This is a genomic window from Haloglomus litoreum, from assembly GCF_029338515.1.
Lineage (GTDB): Archaea > Halobacteriota > Halobacteria > Halobacteriales > Haloarculaceae > Haloglomus > Haloglomus litoreum.
Genome location: NZ_CP119988.1, coordinates 2,215,298 through 2,234,470, shown reverse-complemented (window position 1 = coordinate 2,234,470; position 19,173 = coordinate 2,215,298). Strand labels below are relative to the sequence as shown.

Below are 19,173 nucleotides of genomic sequence, written 5' to 3'. Positions count from 1 at the left end.
GGAGTAATTCCTCCCGCGTGTCGCCGTGCTCACCCACCGGTCGGCGTGAGTTCCAGCACCACCAGCCGCTCGGAGGGATACTGCTCGTCGGTGGCCTCCTCGGTGATCAGCCCCTCGTTGCGGGCACGGTTCCGGACCGCGTCGAGGCCAGTGAGCGAGGAGACGAGCAACAGTGCGTGGCCACCGGGCGCGAGGACCCGGCGGACCGAGGCCAGGAAGGGATCGACGACGGCCCGACCGTCCTCGCCACCCGAGAGCGCACGTTCCATCCAGTCGTCCCACTCCTGGTCCTCCGGCGTCGGGAGGTACGGCGGATTGAACAGCACCCAGTCGAACGTGTCGTCCCGGAACCCCGAGACCATGTCCGTCCGGACGGCCGGGAGTCCCTCGTCGCGGGCCCGCCGACATGCGTGCGGGTTGAGGTCGGACGCGACGACCCGGGCACCACAGGCCTCGGCGACCTTCCGGCCGACGTAGCCCGAGCCCGTCCCGAGGTCGAGGACGAGGTCGTCCCGCCCCACCCGCGCCACCGCCGCCGTGGCGAGCAGCTGCGAGTCCTCGGCCGCCCGGTAGACCTGTGGCTCCCCGCGCAGGTCCGCCAGGCGCGGCCGGTCGTCGTCAGGCATCCTCCCGATCCATCGGCTCGATAGGGCTTGATAGCTCGGACTCACCGGCCACGCGCTCGATGGCGGCGATGAACTCGCCGTCCGTCGAGCGCGGCTTGAGGGTGTCGTCCCCGTCGGTATCGATCTCGACGGTCGGGTCGGTCACGGCGCTCATGTGCGTCCCCGGGCCGTCGTCATCGCTGGACTCGACCGACTGCACCGCGGCCTCCCGGTCGCCGTTGTCCGCCGAGCCGACCTCCCGGCGGTCGCCGGCGAGCCGGAAGCCGCCGGCCTCGTCGCGGGCCATCAGCTCGCGCTGCGGATACGGTATCTTCACGCCCTCCTGCTCGAAGGCCTCCTTCACCGCATCGATGACCGCGTTCTGGGCGGCCCACTTGCGCTCGATGGTCGGGTCGGGAATCCAGAACCGGAGCGTCAGCACCACCGACGACGCCCCGAGTTCGTCGATGACGACGTCCGGCGGCGGTTCGTCCAGTACCTCGTCGAGGACGTGCATCGCCTCGCGAGCTAGCTCCATGGCTCGCGGGACCTCGATGTCGTAGTCGACACCCACGTCGACCTGGATGCGGAGCTTCCCGTTGCGCGAGCGGTTGATGATGTTGTTCTTGGTGACCTCGTCGTTCGGGATGACGACGACCTCGTTGTCGAACGTCCGGATCTCCGTGTTGAAGATGGAGATGTCGGTGACAACGCCCTCCTCCTGGTCGATGACGACCCAGTCGTTCACCTCGAACGGGCGGGAGACGAGGAGGACGAACCCGGCGACGACGGCACCCAGGGTCTGCCGTGCGGCCAGTCCGACGACGATGCCCGCCGCACCCGCACCGATGAGGAGGTTCTGCGGGTTCACGCCGTACAGCGCGAGAACGAACAGGGCCGCGGGCGCGAAGACGAGGATCTGAACGACGTGGTGGGCCACCTCCTTCTGATGGGCCGTGATGGCGTCGGCCTCCGATCCGCGCCGGATAGCCCGCTTCGTGATGCGTGTGACGGTGAAGGCGGCACCGAACGCGGCGGCGGTCACGAGGAGTCGGACGCCGTCCGTCGGTCCCAGGCGGACGAAGGTGAAGGCGGTCGTGACCTCCTGGCGCAGCCGCCAGACCACGACCAGCGCGAAGGCCACGACCAGGCCGGTGAGACTCACGCTCAGTGACTGGAGCGCCTCGACCACCTCGTCGTCCTGGATGCGTCGCTTGAGCGGCCGCCCCAGCGCGTAGACGAACGCCGAGGTGACGAGGAACAGCGCCAGGAGCCCCGCGCTCACGAGGTACTGCTCCGTGCGGGAGAGGGTCCACGCCCAGGGATTGAGCTGCGGCTCGGACTGAAGCAGGACCCCGGCCGCGTCGACCGCGCCCATCACGGCGGCCTCACCTCCGTCACCTCGGTCGCGAGGCGGGCCAGTTCGGCGAACTCGGCGGGCGTGACGTTCCCCGCGCGCCGACCCATCAGCGCCTCGTCCGCGGCGGCTACCACCGCACTCGCGTCCTCGATACCGCTGATGTGGACCGTGTTCCGGACGGCGTTGCGCATCGTCTTGCGGCGCTGGGTGAACACGCCACGGACCAGCGCCATGAAGGCGGCCTCGTCGACCTCGTACTCCGGGTCGCGCGGGAGACATCGCACGACCGCGCTCTCGACCGCGGGCTCGGGGTCGAACGCCGTCGGTGGCACCGTCTCGACGATCTCCACGTCGGCGTAGTGGCCCGCGGTGACCGAGAGCCGGCCGTAGTCGTCCTCGCCCGGGTCGGCCGCCATCCGCTCGGCGAACTCCCGCTGGAGCATCAGTACCAGTGGCTTGCCCTCTGGAAGCAGTCGGAAGCAGAACTCGCTGGACGCCCCGTACGGGAGGTTCGAGACGGAGCCCGTGAACGCCGGCAGGTCACACTCCAGCGCGTCCCCCTCCACCACGTCGAGGCGCCCGGCGTTGACCGCCTCGGCGAACTCCTCGCGGAGGAACGCCGCAAGGTCGGGGTCCCGTTCGACGACGGTGACGTGGCCGTCGCTGGCGGCGAGCAGTCGGTCCGTGAGTCCGCCGGTGCCGCCGCCGATCTCGAGGACGTGGTCGGCGGCGTCGGCGGGCAGATACCCCGGCAGGCGGTCCAGCACGCGGTCGTCGATCAGGAAGTGCTGGTCCTGGTCCGGGTCGCCGCGGACCCCGGCGCGGCGACGCAGGGCATCCGGATCCCGTCGTGTCATACGCTCTGCTGCGAGTTCGACGCTGGTACGATAAAGGGTTGGCGCCAGCGACCGGCCACGTGACCGGGACTCACTCGGTCCGCTTGCGAGTCGCGAAGATGCGGTACTTCATGTCCTCCTCCTGGATCTCCTCGACGATGCGGTCGATGAGGACCTGGCGGGGGTCGTGCAGCCCCGACACGCGCTCCTCGAGGTCGTCGAACGACTCGAACGGCTGGCGTTTCCGGAGGTCCAGGACGTTGTTGCGGAGCTTCTTCCCGATGCCCGGGAGGAGGTTGAGCGCGTGGAGCCGCGTCGTGATGGCCTGCGCCTCGTTGAAGAAGTCGACGAACCGACGCTCGTCGGCGTCGATGATGGCCGCGACCGCGTACTCCAGCTCCGACTCGGCGGCCCCCGAGAGCTCCTCGTAGTCGACTCGCCCCACGCGGCTCACCGACGCCCCGCGCGGATCGACCGTGACCCGGTCGCCGACGTTCAGGTCGGTGTCGCCGTCGAACCGTACGAGGTACAGTTCGAACTCGTCGACCCCGAGCGCGTACGCGACGGGGGTGTTGCTCCGCTGTTCGTCGGGGAGCCCCGTCGGGAGGTAGTCCAGCACGACCGCCTCCCGCGGGTCGTCCGAACCGCCGGACCCACCAGTCTCGTCACCGGCGTCAGTCATACCACGAGGATAGACGGAGGCGATATTTAAAATGCGGCCACGGAGGGGCGCCCGTCCCGGGGCCCACTAACGGGACCGACGGTCGTGACCGCTGGCGAACAGACGGTACCGCCTCGACCGCCGGACCGTGGTACCGCACTGGCGGAACCGAACGCGCGGTGGCGTGCCACGCCCTCGGGTCGGCGGCCCGGCGACGACTCGTCAGGTCACGCGGGGAAGTGGTCGCGGTTCCGTACTTGAAGCTACGTGCGGAGGGGTCAGGAGGCCGACCGCGGAGGTCACCCGAGGCGGCAGGAACGGCGCTACCAGGTCCCGTGGAAGGTGTCGAACGATAGCTCGTCGAGCGGCTTCTCCCCGATGGCGATCTCGTACTCGCCCGGCGTCAGCATCGGCTTCTTGAACTGGGGCCCGTCGTCGGTCGTGATACGGGGGCAGCCCGTGTTGACGAAGGCGTCCATGTCGAAGTTGACCAGGCGGTCCGGCGTGATCTCGTCCATCGTGATGAGGTAGGCGTCGTCGTTGTTCTCGACGATCTCGGTAGCCACGTCCCAGCGGCCCTGGCCGATCTTCGTGCAGAACAGCACCCCGAACGTCTCGGCGTCCATCGCGCGGTGGACCGCGCCGTAGCGCTGCTTGAGGAACTTCTCGGTGTCGGCGACCGAGACGGCGTTGTTGACGGGATCTGCGATGACGACGGTCTTGTCCGGGTGCTCCATCGCGAGGCCGAGCGGGTGGAACTTCCCGCCGCCGACGTAGAGCACCTGCTCGGCGTCGATGTCCGCGGAGGCGTAGTTGCAGCCCAGCACCTGCCCCTCGTGGGTGAGGCGGTCGTCGCCGCGGCGCGTGTGGACCGTGTAGCCACGCTCCTCCAGCCACGCGCGCATCTCGTCGAACTTGTTCATGTGCTGGGCCGTCGTCACCAGGCCCACGTCCGGGTCCTCGTCGGGGGCCGCGAGTTCGTCGAGCGACTCCTCCATGATGGGTGTCACGTCGACGTTCGAGAACAGCGGGACGTAGATGATGGAGTCGGACTCCTTCATCGGGGAGTGGCCGAAGTGGACGAACACGTCCGTCCGGCGCATCAGGTAGGTGTCGAGGTCGCAGGCGCCGTAGCAGGGCTGCCCGGAGATCATCACCCGCACGCCGTCGGGCAGCAGCTCGCGCAGGTCGTCGGCGACGTTCGGCCCGCGGCGCTTCAGTCCCTCGGGGAACTGGAGACCGACCTTCTCGGCGTCGCGTTCCTCGACGGCCTCGACGATGCGGTCGAGTTCGTAGTCCCAGGTCCGCTCGTGCTTGAGCGCCATCCCCGTCCGGGTGAGGTCACCCTCGGTCCGCTCGGCCCCACCGGGGGCGTCGACATCGGCGTCGTGGCTCATTGGGCCGACGTACCGTCCGGAACGGGATAACGTCCGTGATTGGCGAGCAGGGTCGCAGCGCGCGCCCGGGAGGGTCCGTCGAACAGCCGTTCGGCAGACCTAAACGGGGCGGGTACCAAGCGCGACCAATGAGCGTCGAATCGAGCGAGGGCGAGTCCGAGACCGAACACCCCGCCGCCCGGGCGACGGAACTGGCGTCCGAACTCGGCGAGGTCATCACGGAGCTTCCGGCCTACCAGGAGTTCATGGACGCGAAGGAGGCCGTCGAGAGCGACGAGGAGATCCAGGAGCAGGTCCGCGAGTTCGAGCAGCTCCGCGAGGAGTTCATGCTCGCGCGCCAGACCGGCGACGCCACCAACGAGGACCTCCGGGAACTGCAGGAGGCCCAGCAGGAACTCAACGACATCCCCGAGATGGCCGAGTTCCAGGCCGCGCAGAACCGGCTCGAACTCTCGCTGCAGGAGCTGAACGAGACCATCTCCGAGCCCCTCACGGTCGACTTCGGCGGCAAGGCCGGCGGCTGCTGCGAGGACTGAACCGCAGCGGTCCCGCCGCGAGGACTGATTCGAGGCGGTGGAACCGCCGAGACTGAACCGCAGCGGTCCCGCCGCGAGGACCGAGCGTGACGCTCCGGCGCCACCGCCGGGCACCACCCGCCTGCCCGACCCTTTTTGTCCGGACCCGGCGACCGCCCAGCCATGCGTGACGCACTCCGTGAGGGGGAGCCGGTCGTGGGGACGTGGGCCTCGCTGGCCGACCCCGCGGTCCCCGAACTGCTTGCTCCCGACGCCGACTTCGTCGTCCTCGACACCGAGCACACGCCGAACTCGCTGGAGACGGTAGCCGACTGTGCCCGGGCGGTCGACGCCGCACCCGGCGAGGCACTCCCGCTGGCCCGGGTGGCGTGGAACGACCCCGTCCGCATCAAGCGCCTGCTCGACACGGGCGTCGCCGGCGTGATGGTGCCGATGGTCGAGGGCGCCGCCGAGGCCGAGGCGGCGGTCGAGGCGTGTCGATACCCGCCGGATGGCGTCCGGGGCATCGCCACCGCGCGGGCCTCGGACTACGGCCGGAACTTCGAGTCCTACGTCGAGTCCGCCAACGGGGACGTGCTGACGGTGCTGCAGGTCGAGACCGCCGCGGGCGTCGAGAACGCGGCCGACATCGCCGCGGTCGACGGCGTGGACGCGCTGTTCGTCGGGCCGGCGGACCTCTCGGCGAACCTCGGCGTCTTCGGCCAGTGGAGCCACCCGGACCTCGTCGATGCCATCGCGACGGTGCTGGAGGCGGGAGAGGCCGCCGACACGCCGGTCGGGACGCTCGGCTCGCGCCCGGAGGAGGTCCGCGCGCTGGGATCGCTCGGCTTCGACTTCCTCATCGCCGGGGTGGACACGGCGATGCTGCTCGACGGGGTCGCCGAGGCGGTCGGGGCGGCCCGGGAGACCCTCTCGGCCGGGTGAGCGGCCGTCGTCCGCGAGAGCGGCCAGCGGCTGTCCGGGGCGTGACGGGAAGAGAGAGGGCCGCGCCGCGCGCACGCGGAAACCAAAGCCCGTATACCGGTGTCCACGTATTCAGCGGGTAACAATGGTCACCGTCAGCGTCATCGGCTGTGGGAACATGGGTAGCGCCCTGATCAAGGGCCTGTCACGGGCCGGCGGGTACGAGATCGTCGCGGCGGACCTGGACCCGGACGCGCTCGCGGCCGTCGAACAGCACTGCGTGCGCACGACCACGGAACCGTCGGAGGCGACCGACTCCGAGGTCGTCTTCGTGGTCGTCAAGCCGGACATCGTGGGCGCGGTCCTCGAGGACCTCGACCTCTCGCCCGACCAGACGCTGGTCAGCATCGCCGCCGGCGTCTCCACCGAGTACGTCGCGGCACGCACGGACGCGAAGGTGGTCCGGCTGATGCCGAACCTGGCCGCCGAGACGGGCACGATGGCCGCCGCGGTCGCCGGCGCGGACGGCGAGGTCCCCCCGGTCGTCTTCGAACTGCTGCACGACCTCGGGGACTACGCCGTCATCGACGAGTCGCTGATGGACACCGCCACGGCGCTGAACGGGTCCAGCCCGGCCTTCGTCTTCTACCTCATCGGTGCGATGCGTGACGCGGCTGTCGAGGAGGGGATGGACGAGGAGGCGGCGGAGACGCTGGCCGCCCAGACGTTCAAGGGTGCCGCAGAGACCGTCCTGCGCTCGGACCGGAGCATCGAGGAACTCATCGACGCCGTCTGCTCGCCGAACGGGACCACCATCGAGGGGATGGGTGTCCTCCGGGACAGCGACGTCTACGACGAGGTCGTCGCGGCGGTCGCGGCGGCGGCCCGGCGCTCCCGGGAACTCTCCGCGGAGGTCGGCGATGAGTGAGGGGGAGCATACGGGGGAGTACGAGACCGACGGTGATGTGACCGCGGACGAGATCGACCGGACCCGACGGCTGGCGGCCGACGCCGACCGCGTGCTCGTGAAGGCCGGGACGAACTCGCTGACCGACGAGGCGTCGAACCTCGACAACACGAAGCTCGACAAGCTCGTCGACGACATCGAGGACCTCCTCGCACGCGGCAAGGAGGTCATCCTGGTCTCCTCGGGCGCCGTCGGTGCCGGCATCGGCCGGGTCGGTCTGGACCACACCGACCGGACGGTCGAGGAGGCACAGGCGCTGTCGACGGTCGGGCAGAGCCACCTGATGCACCGCTACACCGCGAGCTTCGCGCGCCACGACCGGAAGATCGCCCAGATCCTCCTCACCGAGCACGACCTCGAGAACCCCGAGCGGTTCACCAACTTCCACAACACCATCGAGACGCTGCTCTCCTGGGGCGTCGTCCCCATCATCAACGAGAACGACGCCGTCGCGACCGAGGAGCTGCAGATCGGCGACAACGACATGATCTCGGCCTCCATCGCCATCGGCGTCGACGCCGACCTGCTGGTCACCCTGACGGACGTGGACGGGGTCTACACCGGGAACCCCAAGCACGACCCCGGGGCCGAGCGCATCGAGGCCGTCGGCCGCAACTACGCCGCCGTCGAGGACCTCATCGACGGGACGACGGACGCTGAGTTCGGCGGCATCCGCACCAAGGTCGAGGGGGCCCGCGACGTGAGCGAGCACGGCATCCCGGCCATCATCGCCGGCTCCGCCGAGCCCGACGTCCTCGCCAGAATCGCTAACGCCAAACCCGTCGGGACGATATTCGTCCCCGTGAACGGGGTCACCGATGACTGAGAACACCACCGCCGGGACGACCGACCCGACCACCGCCGAGAAGGTCGCACGGGCCGAGCGCGCGGCGCTCGAACTGGCCACGCTGTCGGACGAGGCCCGCAGCGAGGCACTCCACGACATCGCAGACGCCATCGACGCCAACCGCGACCGCGTGCTGGAGGCCAACGAGCGCGACGTGGCCGAGGCCGAGGAGCTCCTCGAACAGGGCGAGTACACGCAGGCCCTGGTCGACCGGCTGAAGCTCTCGGACGGGAAGCTCGACAGCATCATCGAGATGGTGCGCAGCGTCGCCGCGCAGGACGACCCCCTCGGTCGCACGCTCAGCGCCCGTCACCTCGACGACGACCTCGACCTCTACAAGGTGAGCGTCCCCATCGGCGTGGTCGCGGCCGTCTTCGAGTCGCGCCCGGACGCGCTGGTCCAGATCGCATCGCTCGGCCTGAAATCGGGCAACGCGGTCATCCTGAAGGGCGGGAGCGAGGCGCTCCACTCCAACCGCGTCCTCCACGAACTCATCGTCGAGGCCACCGCCGACGTGCCCGACGGCTGGGCCGCCAACATCGAGGCCCGCGAGGACGTCGACGAGGTGCTCGGGATGGACGAGTCCGTCGACCTGCTGATGCCCCGCGGGTCCTCGGCGTTCGTCCAGTACATCCAGGACAACACGTCCATCCCCGTCCTCGGACACACGGAGGGCGTCTGTCACGTCTTCGTCGACAGCGAGGCCGACCTCGGTATGGCCGAGGAGGTCGCGCTCGACGCGAAGGTCCAGTACCCCGCGGTCTGCAACGCCGTCGAGACGCTGCTGGTCCACCAGGACGTGGCGGCGGACTTCCTGCCCGGGATGGTCGCGACCTACCGCGACCACGACGTGACCCTCCGCGGCTGCGAGCGCACGCGCGAGCACGTCGATGTCGGGGAGGCGACCGAGGACAGCTGGCGCCAGGAGTACGGCGACCTCGAACTCGACATCAGGGTGGTCGACTCCCTGACCGCCGCCGTCGGGCACGTCACCGAGTACGGCTCGAAGCACACCGAGTCCATCCTGACCGAGGATGCCGACCGCGCCGGCCGGTTCATGCGCGGGGTCGACTCCTCGAGCGTCTTCCACAACGCCTCCACCCGCTTCGCCGACGGCTTCCGCTACGGCCTCGGCGCCGAGGTCGGCATCAGCACCGGCAAGACCCACGCCCGCGGCCCCGTCGGACTGGAGGGCCTGACGACCTACAAGTGGTACCTGGAGGGCGACGGGCAGCTCGTGGGGACGTACGCTGGCGAGGACGCGAAGCCGTTCCGCCACGAGCCGTTCGACGGCCAGTGGAACCCAGGGCACCTGTCGGGGGAGTGACCACGCGCCCCGGGACGCACACGAGTCCCGAACTGCGCACCCCCCACTGAATGGCCACCAGCGGAGACCATCAGCTCCCCATACCACTACAATTATTGCCGATTCATTCCTAGTAAGCTCTCCATTTGCGGTGAAATCCGCAAGTAATTGCATATTTATCTCAGTAAGCCACAAATAGATAACTCGCTGGGAACGGGGGTGTTCGTCGGTATGCAACCAGAACCCTCAGCGGACCGGGACCCCGGGGCGACCGACCACCGGGACGGGACCGGATCGACAGACAACCACCTCCCTCGACGGGCCTTCATCGGCGGGCTCGTGACGGCCGGCGCGGCGGGTGTCCTGGGGTCGGCCACTGCCCAGGACGACGGCCAGGACCAGCGCCCCGGCTGGCTCCGGGCGCGCGACGCGACGATCTACATCGAGGCGTTCGGCGACTACAGCTTCCCCGGGATCGAGGCCGAGGGCACGATAACCGGGTCGGGGGCCATCGTGGAGGAGTCCGGGATCGCGCTCTCGAACGCCCACGTCGTCTCCGGGGCGGACACGCTCCGCGTCTTCGTCGGCGAGGACAGGCAGCAGTCGTACAATGCCCAGATCGTGGGGCTCTCGGACTGTGCCGACCTCGCGGTCATCCGCATCCTGGGGGACGGATTCCCGTCGCTGAGCTGGCGAGGGGGGCAGATCTTCTCGGGCCTGAACGTGACGGCCCACGGGTTCCCGGTCAACGGGACCCGGGTCGCCTCCACGCGCGGCACGGTCTCACGGGTCGGCCAGGGCGAGACCGAATGGGCGTCGGTCGATTCCATCCTCGAACACACCGCCACCATCGCCCCGGGGAGCTCGGGCGGGCCGCTGGTGGACGACAACGGCAACCTCGTCGGCATCAACTACGCGGGCTCGCAGTTCTCGCAGTACTACGCCATCGCCCGAGACATCGCCCGGTCGGTCACCGGGCAGCTCCAGGCGGGTGAGAACGTGGACTACCTGGGGATGAGTACCCTCGCGGTGGAGACCGGGGCGCCGATGACCCCCGACGGCATCACCCGCGGTCTCCACCTCATCACGGTGGACCCCGGGACACCCGCCTGGAACGCCGGCCTCAGGCCCGGCGACCGGATCGTCCGGATCCGCGGCAGTCGGGCCGTCCGCGACGAGACACCACTCCCGACGAAGGAGTTCTACTGCGACGTGCTGCGGACGCAGGGTGCCGACGCCGTCTACCCGGTCCAGGTCTCGCGGGCCCTCCCCGGCGGGCAGCAGGGCGGCCTCCTGCTGGAGGGCGAGATCAACGGGAGGCCGCTCCAGGTGGTTCAGGGCGGAGGCGGGGACGGGACCGGCGGCGAGCCGCGGGGCGAGTACGAGCAGTTCGGCGCGATAACCGACGACACGGGCACGATCCGGACCGAGGTTCCGACCGCGTGGGCCGACGTCGACGGGGCGCCGTCGTCGCTGGGCCCGAGCCTGATCGCTGCACCGAGCGTCGAGGACTTCCTCGGAACGTGGACCACGCCAGGCGTGCTGTTCATCGTGTCCGACCAGTTCGGGACCGACACCGACGCGGTCCTGGACCAGCTCGAGTTCCCGGCGTGTCAGGTCGGTGGGCGCCAGCCGTTCGAATCGGGGACGCTCACCGGACAGTCACAGCGGCTCACCGACTGCGGCGACACCGGCACGGCTCTCGTCAACATCGCGGCCCTGCCGGAGGACGAGTCGTACATGGTAGTCCTGCAGGCACAGATCGTCGGCTCGCGCGATCTGGGTGCGCTCTCCCGGGCCGTCGTGACCCTGACCATCACCGGCGACCCGACCGAGGTCGGGGCCGAGACGCCGCCGCAGACAGCAACGCCGAACCGGACACCAGGGACCGAACAGACCGACGGCAGCTAGAGCCCCCCGATGGCGGTCGAGTCACTGGGCGAGAGCCGTCCAACCGACCGCCCTCTCCCGCCACATTTTTCGAACGGTTAAAAGGCTACAAACGAGTCTCGCAATAGCTGGATTTTCATCACCCAATCTCGCCCTGAAACAAGGACGACTAAGCGAAACAAATCCTAATCCTCAACTATCCGGTAATTAAATGAAGAAAATCCGCCGGACTGGACAGCGCTGCCGCTCACGATTTTCGGGCTCGGAACGCAGAAAGCTGTCTTATCCGATGTCTCGCAGGAACTCACCGAGCGCTCGCACGAACGTCTTGGCCGTAATCACCGGCGGCAACCGAATATCCTCGTCCATCGCCACCTTGAGCAGGTAGTCGGTCAGCCGCCACAGGTTATAGATGAGCGAAGCGAGCACGAACTTGCAGAGGCGAATCCGGTAGTCCTTCGACGACGTTTTCGGCAGGAAACTTTTCACAGACTTGAACTGGCTCTCGATGTCCCACCGACGATCATACGTGTTGCAGACCTTGTCGATCTGTTCCGGTTCGACACGGTCTCGATTCGTCACGAACACAGCGTAGTTCCCGTCCGCATCGTCACTTGTGGTCGGCGTGTACAGAAACTCCGCAGTGTGGTGGACTTCGCCGTCCTGGCCGAACGGCACATCGTGCTTCACAGCTGCATCCGCGTCATCGTGGGCCTCGATGTTCTTGATCGCTGTGTAGTCGTCTTCGTATTTCGGGACAGGCGACGTGTAAAGCAGGTCACGATCATCGATTTCAGCATAGACAGCGTTGCTGTAGAAGCCGCGGTCCAACAGCACTTCATCGAGATCAACGAACCGCTCTGCTTTATCCAGAAGTCGCGCAACAATATCGCCTTTCGAGTACGACGGCGACCCGTCCGGCTCCCACTTCGAGTTCTCCTTGACAGGCTCAACACCGAGGATTATCGGGGCGTTGTCGCCAACTAACGTGATCGTGGCGTACTTGTAGCCGCGCAAATATTCGTCATCCTTCTTGTAGCCACTGACCATGCGCGGGAACCCGGGTTTCGAAATTCCGGCGTCCTTGTCTTCCCACGGCCAGACGTGGTACTGCTCGTGCGTGATATCAATAGCCGCGATGGTTTTCCGGTCCTCGAACGGGTCATCCCCGCGAATCGAATTGATGACGTTCTCCGTCGCCGCGTCGAACGACTCCATGAGAGCATCCCGGATACGGTCGATTTTCGGCATCGCATCCGCCTCAGCATAGTCCGACAGTGTGGGCTGTGCGTCGTCGTCTTCAGGCGTGGCAATCAGCCTGATCGCACGGAGAAACGTTTCGTCATCGCAGGTCAGGTCATCGTCGGTGAGCCAGCCGTACTCGCCCTCAGAATGAGCGCTGCCCTTGTTCGCGCAGATACGCGCGAACATATCCAGTATCGCTTCATCTGAGTAGGTCCGGTGGGCCGCTCGCCCGGTCTCGAACTCCGGGAGCACGTGCTTGCGAGCGAGCCTGATCAGCTTCGTCGCCTTCTGCTTCTGGTATTCTTTATCGGTCTGTATGTCATCTTCATCCGCCTCCTCGTCAGGAAGAACCGGGACAAGCGCCTCGGAAATAACGTCGTGCTCGACAGCAACTTGCCCGATGCCTTCTGCAGCGGCCTCGATGATCTTCTGAGTGTCGTCGCTGAAATTGCACCAGGCATACGAGAGGTCCTGCTGTGATGGGGCTGCATCGAGGCTCTTCACGTCAAATTCGACACTCTTGATCAGATTCGAGCGGGTACTGAGTTGCTCAGCGAACTCGTTTTGGGAAAACCCTCGAATCCGCATGAAGAGATGTGCTTTGACCATCTCTTCGGTTTTGAAATCTGCCTTGGTCTGGTCACGCTCGTCAGTCAGGGAGGCAACGGGTATTGAAAGTTGTTTAATAACGTCCCACAGGTGGTCCTCGTGCTGGCAGAGCGACTCTGCGTGCACAACGATGGACTCAGCGACTGCGGGATCGTCACGTACCACGAGCGGTTACTCCTGGTGACCCACCTTGTCAGCAGTCTGTGGCGTGCTTCGAACTGTCCGAGACATGGGCTGATATGAGACAGGCCGAAGTAGCTCAGTTCGAACCATATTCAATGGGGTGTTGCTTCCGAATCGTTCCACCACATACTACGAACTCGACGGTTTTGAAGGGTTTAGAATGCCGTAAGCGAAATTCTGGATGTTTTCCGAAACTCTGGTTCTGGTCGCTCTTCGAGTTCAACCTAAACCATTAGTTTATGTCGAACCATATGATTCATGGTAGCACTGGTACAAACGAGGTGAATAGTGGCTGATCGCAATGATGCAGGGGGAGAGGCGGGTGCACCATCCCCCGATGAGTTCGACGAAAGTGAGATAGAACGGATTGGAGAGTTCCTTTCGAAGAAAGGTGGAGTGATGCTATTAGCCGAGCTGCAGGCCGAACCGAAGCGATTCGTGGTGCTACGGGACGACCTGAAAATCAGTTCAGCAACGATTCGAAACCGCTTGGAAGACGCCAAAGAACTCGGATTGGTGTCGGACGATCCGGATTATAATAGTCAGGGGCAGAAGTGCCATCCGGTCACCGCAAAAGGCCAGGTCATTGCGGACGAGTTACAGTTGACAGACCTCGCCCGTATTCAGAAGCAAATCTGGAAATTAGAAACGGAATTTGAAGAGCATCTTCAGGAATTCGAGACGACACTCGCACAGAAAACGACGGAACTGAACGATGAGTTCCAACGTGAGTTGACACGGAGATATGGATAGCAGCTAGATTTCCGACGTATGAGGTGTAAGAAAACATCCAATGGGAGTTGGTTCTACGCTGGATAGCTGTGAAATAGTTGCTCGGTAAGCGTGCGAACTTAGCGCCGATACTTCTACCATCTGCTAGAGATTTTTACAGGTGCATGCTGAAAAGACTGCGCGTCTTTTGCAGACGACCGATCTCATACTACTCACAATTAACCGTGAGTCTCCTTTTTATAGCCATTCCAACCGTCCCTGTAGATATGGCAACCATCGAACTGAATGGGCTCCGGAAGGAGTTCGACGGCGTCCAAGCGTTGCGTGGCGTGGATCTGGCCGTCGAGCAGGGTGAGGTCTTTGGCTTTCTGGGGCCGAACGGTGCGGGGAAATCGACGACGATCAACATCTTGCTGGATTTCGTCCGGCCGACAGCTGGGTCGGCGATGGTGCTCGGCCACGACGCCCAGGATGAATCGAAGGCAGTCCGGGAACGCACTGGTGTGATGCCGCAAGGGTACCAGATCTACAAGAGGTTGACGGGCCGCCAGCACATCGAATTTGTCATCGACTCGAAGGACGCACCGGACGATCCAGTGGAGATGCTGGAGCGGGTCGGGATCGCCGACGCAGCGGATCGGCCGGCCGGTGACTACTCGAAGGGAAGGAAACAGCGACTGACGCTGGGCATGGCGCTGGTCGATGATCCGGACTTGCTAATTCTCGATGAGCCCTCGACCGGCTTGGACCCCGCCGGTGTCCGCGAGGTCCGCTCCATCGTCCGAGAGGAGAGTGCCGAAGGGACGACGGTCTTAATTTCGAGTTCCATCCTCAGTCAGGTGGAAGCGGTGTGTGACCGCGTGGGAATCCTACGTGATGGTGAATTGGTCGCCGTGGATACGGTCGAGGACTTGCGCGAGGCGGCGTCGCTTGAGGAGTTGTTCATGGCTTACACGGAGGGCGAGCGATGAGTTGGCAAGCGGTCGCGCGGAAGGACTTCAGGGACGCCATCCGCTGGCGTCCTTTCCGAGCAATCTCAGTATTCTTTGTCCTGCTCGCGCTCGTAGTGGCCAGCGCGTACGGACTGTTCTCCGAAGCGTTCGGGGTTGGTGCCGCCTCGCCGCGGGGCCTGGTCTTTGTCCTCGCCGACATCATCTCTATGTTCGTTTCATTGACGGCGATCTTCATCTGTTTCAAGGCCATCGCCGGCGAGCGCCAGTCCGGCAGTATCAAATTGCTACTGTCGCTGCCGCACACGCGCGGTGAGGTCATGCTCGGTAAGATCGTCGGGCGCACTGGTGTGCTTGCGATCCCGATACTTGGTTCGCTGCTGGCGGGGATAGTGCTGGGCTCGGCGTTGCTCGGTGATATCGCCCCCGTTGCTACTCTCGTCCTGTTGGTCGTTGGCCTGTTCTTTGCCCTGACATTCGTAAGCGCCATGATCGGCTTCTCGGCGATGACCGGCTCGACGAAGAAAGCCGTGGTGCTGACCGCCGGCTTCGACATCGTCACTGAGTTGCTCTGGGGCGTCGTCACCAACACGCTTGTGTTCGTTGTGAGTGGATTCTCGTTGCCTCCGCCTGCGGACTGGCCGGCCTGGGTCTACCCAATCATGCTAATTCCGCCCACGAGAGCATTCACCGCGACGCTAAACGCGGCGATTCCGGACAGCTCGTTCGCACCCGGCAGGATGCCCGAGGCGAGTACGTTCGACGCAGTCTTTGTCTCGCCGTGGATGGGGCTGGTGGTACTCGTGTTCTGGCTGCTCGTACCCGTCGCAATCGGTTTTCGTGTCTTCCAGCGTGCGGACCTCTGACACATACTTGGCCAGGATACCATTCCCCTCACTGGAATACTCAGGCCCTACTTGCAATACGCGACATGCTAACTATATGTGATTATCTCGATTTTCTTCTATGGCGATCAACTATGGCGAATGGGGAAACGTGAGCTATGAGTTCTTCTAATACAACCAAAGGGGGGTTGGAAGACATCGATGTAAACGTGAAGCTGAAGCTAGCAGCATTGTGGACATCATTTATGTTTTTATATGTATATGTGGATATTTTTGGGTTTTACAAGCCAGGGACTATTGAGGATATACTAATTGGAAAAGTGTTCACATTTGACATTACGCCAACATGGGCGTTGGTTGCACTAGTATTTGTGTCAATTCCGGGTTTGATGATTTTCCTGTCTCTGGCATTGCCGGCAAAAATGAATCGCTGGACGAATATCGTCGTGGCAATACTCTATATTCCTTTTACTTTATTCAATATAGTGGGTGAATCTTGGGCTCATATGTATTATGGTGCTACTGTAGAAGTTGTTCTTCTTGCACTAGTTCTCTGGTATGCCTGGAAATGGCCAAAGACTACGGGGAATTCTACATGACAGACGAGTCTCAGAAACACTCGACAACCGACGCGATAGGAACTACGGCCCCTCCGAACGAGTCAGCCGAGACCGCCCGTGCGCCAAACACCCTGCTGAACGCCTTGATCGGTGGTCTTGCTGGAATCGTACTCTCGTTCATCCCATTTTCGACGGTTCTCGGCGGCGGAATCGCCGGATACTTGGAAGGTGGTGATTCCACCGCCGGTGCAAAAGTTGGAGCCCTCGCCGGCATCGTTGCTTTCGTCCCGTTTATTTTTATTATTGGCATCGCACTGTTATTCATCCCCGTGGTTTCGATGTCCGGTGTCGGTGTTCAACTCGGGCTGTGGGTCAGCGTACTCTTCATTGTGTTATTGGCCGCAGTATACACTGTCGGACTCAGTGCTCTCGGTGGCGTTCTCGGTGTCTACGTGAAAGAAGAGGTCTAATCGATTAAGAATTCAGGCAACTGTGCAACTCGGTTCCTGTTAAAAGACACCCCCTGTATCTAACGACGGAACATTCCGGTTCGAGTTGACCGATACGCGCATTGAGTCATATATACCATCATAAATACCATATTCATTTGGAGGCACTGTCTAGTTTAGCACCTCCTCAGCTGGCGTTCGTCCGTCGAGCGATTGGTGCGGTCGTTGTTCGTTGTAGTATTGCACGTAGTGAGAAATCCAACGGCGGACGCTCCGCCGACTGCCGACCCACGAGTGATGGAAGCGGTCGATGCGCTGCTTGAGGGTGTGAAACCACTTTTCGATGAGGTTTCGGTCGGTGTAGTCCACCCGACCGCTCAGCCCTAATCGATTGAGGGCAGTCCGATAGCCGAACGAGTCAGTCAAAAACGTGGTATTCGCGCAGTCGTGATTTTCACGGAGTCGGTGGAGGAACGCAGCCGCTGGATCGGTGCCGTGACGCTTGAAAATCTGGGCATCCAGAATCAGCTTTGTATCAAGGTCGATTGCAGCGTACACCCAACACAGGTCGCCATTGATCCGGACAGCAGTCTCGTCAACCGCGACCCGCGACGGCGAAGCCGTCGGCGGGTCTGGACTGCTGTCAGTCAGCCGATGTACCCACTGAAAGATCGCCTGATGCGAACGCTCCACACCGAGAGACGCAAGAATCGCTTCTGTTTCTCTGAGTGAACAACCGGTCGCGTGAAGCCGGACGGCGAACGCCCTGACGGGCGTCGCCGTCCGCTCACGCTCCCAATATTCATCTAAGTCGCCGTTGTAATCGTTCTCGAGCAGGTCTGCGAGCATCTCTAGGCAAGACACTCAACGACCTGCTCGTTCCTCAATCTGCGCTAACTAGACAGTGCCCATTTGGAAGTTTCTGCAGCGGTCAGTCCACAGTACTACGTATCGGCTGATTCAGGTTAGAAAGCATGAAACCAACGGTGGACGAGTACTGCATACAAGTTCTATATCTTGCACGCCGTTCCTACCAATAACTAGATAGATCGTGATTCTTCGCGTTACATCGCTCGCCTGTATTGAGCGTTCCAGTACTTGTCAACTCTCAGGGTGGGAGAACATCTTCGTCAAGGAACTCGGAACAATCAACAGGAATGCTGGCCCACGCGTTCTTGACGACTTCGTATCCAGTCCACCCTTCAGTCCGGATCATTTTGCCTGTCGCCTTGCAGAACTCTGCCTTCGAAATGAGCTCGGTATCGAGGAGAACGTAGAGAAGGTACGGCGGTCCCACAACGTCAATGTCGTATCCGTGGTCGTTAACCAGTCGCCTGATCGACCGGCGTGCGGCTCCATCGAGAAGTGAGACGACCTGATACGAGTCGCCGTGTTCGGAAAGCTCCTGCTTCAGCGATTCTTCACCCGCGTCCGGTCCATGGGGACGTGGAACGACAGTCACGCACGACCACGACGAGGAATCGTCCTCTACGTGTTCAAGTACACGCTGGCTGCCTCGTTTCAGATACTGTTCGCGGCTTCCCTTGGGTGCGTACGTGTTCGAGTTGACGTGGTTTTGGAGTTCGTGCTTGCAGACGTTCGTGGTGGTGAGAGCGAGCGACTCCGCCAGTACGTCCCACTGGTCGGTGTTCGCAACGGCAATCAGGGAACTCGTATCGGCCAGGAGTGGGTGGCGATTGTCACTCGCCATCGCTTTCAGCGAGGAATGTTGAGGTGTCCCGCTCCATTGCCGACTCGAATGCGTCTTTTTCCGCTTCCATCTGGTCGATTTTCTCACCGAGGAGGACCCGAGCTACGTCTTCGTCGATCTCACCACGGCTGTATCGTTCGTAGACCGCGATCTCGTCTTGTTCGTCCAGAGACCGGCGGAGCATCTTGATCAACCCGGTACGGGCAAGCTCGCTCACATTGACGCCGCCGATATGAATCTCATCGAGGAGCTCCGCAGCCTCTTTTTCGGCCCCGGCACGGAACTGAATCGTTTTATCGTAGCTTGAACCACTCATAGAGAGGCGTTCGCCGTGCAGGGAGTTATATGTTATGACGTGTAATGACTTGTCACTACATTTCCCGATGCTTGAGACACGCGATTGTATGCCCAATTCGCGTCGGTCCCTTCGATAATACTACAACATTCTGACCAAAGAGGGCTCGGCGGAGCTATTGAGCCTCCTCTGAGCCAGTGATGCCTCAGATACTGTTGGACAGTTGGTGGTTTGTAGATTTCTACGTTCGGAACTTGTGTCCCGCCGATGCACCCGGATTGGGTAT

Annotated in this window: 19 protein-coding genes and 1 pseudogene; 11 read left to right on the top strand and 9 right to left on the bottom strand. The window is 63.5% G+C overall.

All coding sequences use genetic code 11. The annotated features are described in order from the left end of the window. Positions 1-29: 29 nt before the first annotated feature. The 5 genes from P2T62_RS11125 to dph2 all read right to left on the bottom strand — a co-directional run bounded on the left by P2T62_RS11125 (position 30) and on the right by dph2 (position 4,859). On the bottom strand, positions 30-626 hold the full coding sequence (locus tag P2T62_RS11125; protein ID WP_276261464.1) for a HemK2/MTQ2 family protein methyltransferase: 597 nt from the start codon (positions 624-626) through the stop codon (positions 30-32). Next, on the bottom strand, positions 619-1,983 hold the full coding sequence (locus P2T62_RS11120) for a mechanosensitive ion channel family protein (RefSeq protein WP_276261463.1): 1,365 nt from the start codon (positions 1,981-1,983) through the stop codon (positions 619-621). The genes P2T62_RS11125 and P2T62_RS11120 overlap by 8 nt, the downstream gene beginning before the upstream one ends. Further along, a complete protein-coding gene (locus tag P2T62_RS11115; RefSeq protein ID WP_276261462.1) occupies positions 1,983-2,822 on the bottom strand; it encodes a 16S ribosomal RNA methyltransferase A in 840 nt (279 codons plus the stop codon). Before P2T62_RS11115 ends, P2T62_RS11120 begins: the two co-directional genes overlap by 1 nt. A 70-nt stretch (positions 2,823-2,892) precedes the next feature. Further along, the gene (locus P2T62_RS11110; RefSeq protein WP_276261461.1) at positions 2,893-3,483 is read right to left on the bottom strand and encodes a DUF655 domain-containing protein; all 591 of its coding nucleotides are present in this window, start codon (positions 3,481-3,483) and stop codon (positions 2,893-2,895) included. A gap of 302 nt (positions 3,484-3,785) precedes the next feature. After that, complete coding sequence (dph2, locus tag P2T62_RS11105; RefSeq protein ID WP_276261460.1) at positions 3,786-4,859, bottom strand: diphthamide biosynthesis enzyme Dph2; 1,074 nt, start codon at positions 4,857-4,859, stop codon at positions 3,786-3,788. Between the two features lie 128 nt (positions 4,860-4,987). On the opposite strand from dph2, the gene P2T62_RS11100 reads away from it, so the two are divergent. The 6 genes from P2T62_RS11100 to P2T62_RS11075 all read left to right on the top strand — a co-directional run bounded on the left by P2T62_RS11100 (position 4,988) and on the right by P2T62_RS11075 (position 11,329). Further along, complete coding sequence (locus P2T62_RS11100; RefSeq protein ID WP_276261459.1) at positions 4,988-5,395, top strand: YlbF/YmcA family competence regulator; 408 nt, start codon at positions 4,988-4,990, stop codon at positions 5,393-5,395. Between the two features lie 162 nt (positions 5,396-5,557). Next, a complete protein-coding gene (locus P2T62_RS11095; protein ID WP_276261458.1) occupies positions 5,558-6,319 on the top strand; it encodes an HpcH/HpaI aldolase family protein in 762 nt (253 codons plus the stop codon). Between the two features lie 124 nt (positions 6,320-6,443). Then, on the top strand, positions 6,444-7,226 hold the full coding sequence (gene proC, locus P2T62_RS11090; protein WP_276261457.1) for a pyrroline-5-carboxylate reductase: 783 nt from the start codon (positions 6,444-6,446) through the stop codon (positions 7,224-7,226). After that, positions 7,219-8,091 carry a glutamate 5-kinase gene (proB, locus tag P2T62_RS11085; protein WP_276261456.1) on the top strand — a complete coding sequence of 291 codons (873 nt, stop codon included), beginning with the start codon at positions 7,219-7,221 and terminating at the stop codon, positions 8,089-8,091. The genes proC and proB overlap by 8 nt, the downstream gene beginning before the upstream one ends. Beyond that, a complete protein-coding gene (locus P2T62_RS11080) occupies positions 8,084-9,439 on the top strand; it encodes a glutamate-5-semialdehyde dehydrogenase (protein ID WP_276261455.1) in 1,356 nt (451 codons plus the stop codon). Before proB ends, P2T62_RS11080 begins: the two co-directional genes overlap by 8 nt. Before the next feature lie 210 nt (positions 9,440-9,649). Further along, a complete protein-coding gene (locus tag P2T62_RS11075; RefSeq protein ID WP_276261454.1) occupies positions 9,650-11,329 on the top strand; it encodes a S1C family serine protease in 1,680 nt (559 codons plus the stop codon). A gap of 261 nt (positions 11,330-11,590) precedes the next feature. On the opposite strand, the gene P2T62_RS11070 is transcribed toward P2T62_RS11075, so the two are convergent. Next, positions 11,591-13,327, bottom strand: a complete 1,737-nt coding sequence (locus tag P2T62_RS11070; protein WP_276261453.1) for a transposase — start codon at positions 13,325-13,327, stop codon at positions 11,591-11,593. Positions 13,328-13,633: 306 nt separating this feature from the next. Here P2T62_RS11070 and P2T62_RS11065 point away from each other — a divergent pair, with 306 nt between their 5' ends. From P2T62_RS11065 to P2T62_RS11045, 5 genes and pseudogenes are all read left to right on the top strand, one after another. Next, positions 13,634-14,098 (top strand): hypothetical protein, encoded by a 465-nt coding sequence (locus P2T62_RS11065; RefSeq protein ID WP_276261452.1) that lies wholly within the window; start codon positions 13,634-13,636, stop codon positions 14,096-14,098. 245 nt (positions 14,099-14,343) lie between these two features. After that, a pseudogene (locus P2T62_RS11060) lies at positions 14,344-15,015 on the top strand (ABC transporter ATP-binding protein); the annotation flags it as partial. A gap of 29 nt (positions 15,016-15,044) precedes the next feature. Continuing rightward, entirely contained in the window at positions 15,045-15,893 is an 849-nt protein-coding gene (locus P2T62_RS11055; RefSeq protein ID WP_276261451.1) for an ABC transporter permease, read from the top strand. Positions 15,894-16,030: 137 nt separating this feature from the next. Next, positions 16,031-16,471, top strand: coding sequence for a DUF6326 family protein (locus tag P2T62_RS11050; RefSeq protein WP_276261450.1), 441 nt, complete (start codon positions 16,031-16,033; stop codon positions 16,469-16,471). Further along, positions 16,468-16,902: a DUF5518 domain-containing protein gene (locus P2T62_RS11045; RefSeq protein ID WP_276261449.1), complete on the top strand. Its 435-nt coding sequence runs from the start codon at positions 16,468-16,470 to the stop codon at positions 16,900-16,902. Before P2T62_RS11050 ends, P2T62_RS11045 begins: the two co-directional genes overlap by 4 nt. Before the next feature lie 150 nt (positions 16,903-17,052). On the opposite strand, the gene P2T62_RS11040 is transcribed toward P2T62_RS11045, so the two are convergent. The 3 genes from P2T62_RS11040 to P2T62_RS11030 all read right to left on the bottom strand — a co-directional run bounded on the left by P2T62_RS11040 (position 17,053) and on the right by P2T62_RS11030 (position 18,908). After that, entirely contained in the window at positions 17,053-17,730 is a 678-nt protein-coding gene (locus tag P2T62_RS11040; protein ID WP_276257837.1) for an IS6 family transposase, read from the bottom strand. Positions 17,731-17,989: 259 nt separating this feature from the next. Continuing rightward, positions 17,990-18,592 (bottom strand): hypothetical protein, encoded by a 603-nt coding sequence (locus P2T62_RS11035; protein WP_276261448.1) that lies wholly within the window; start codon positions 18,590-18,592, stop codon positions 17,990-17,992. Next, positions 18,582-18,908 (bottom strand): DUF8065 family protein, encoded by a 327-nt coding sequence (locus P2T62_RS11030; RefSeq protein ID WP_276261447.1) that lies wholly within the window; start codon positions 18,906-18,908, stop codon positions 18,582-18,584. The genes P2T62_RS11035 and P2T62_RS11030 overlap by 11 nt, the downstream gene beginning before the upstream one ends. Between the last annotated feature and the right edge of the window lie 265 nt (positions 18,909-19,173).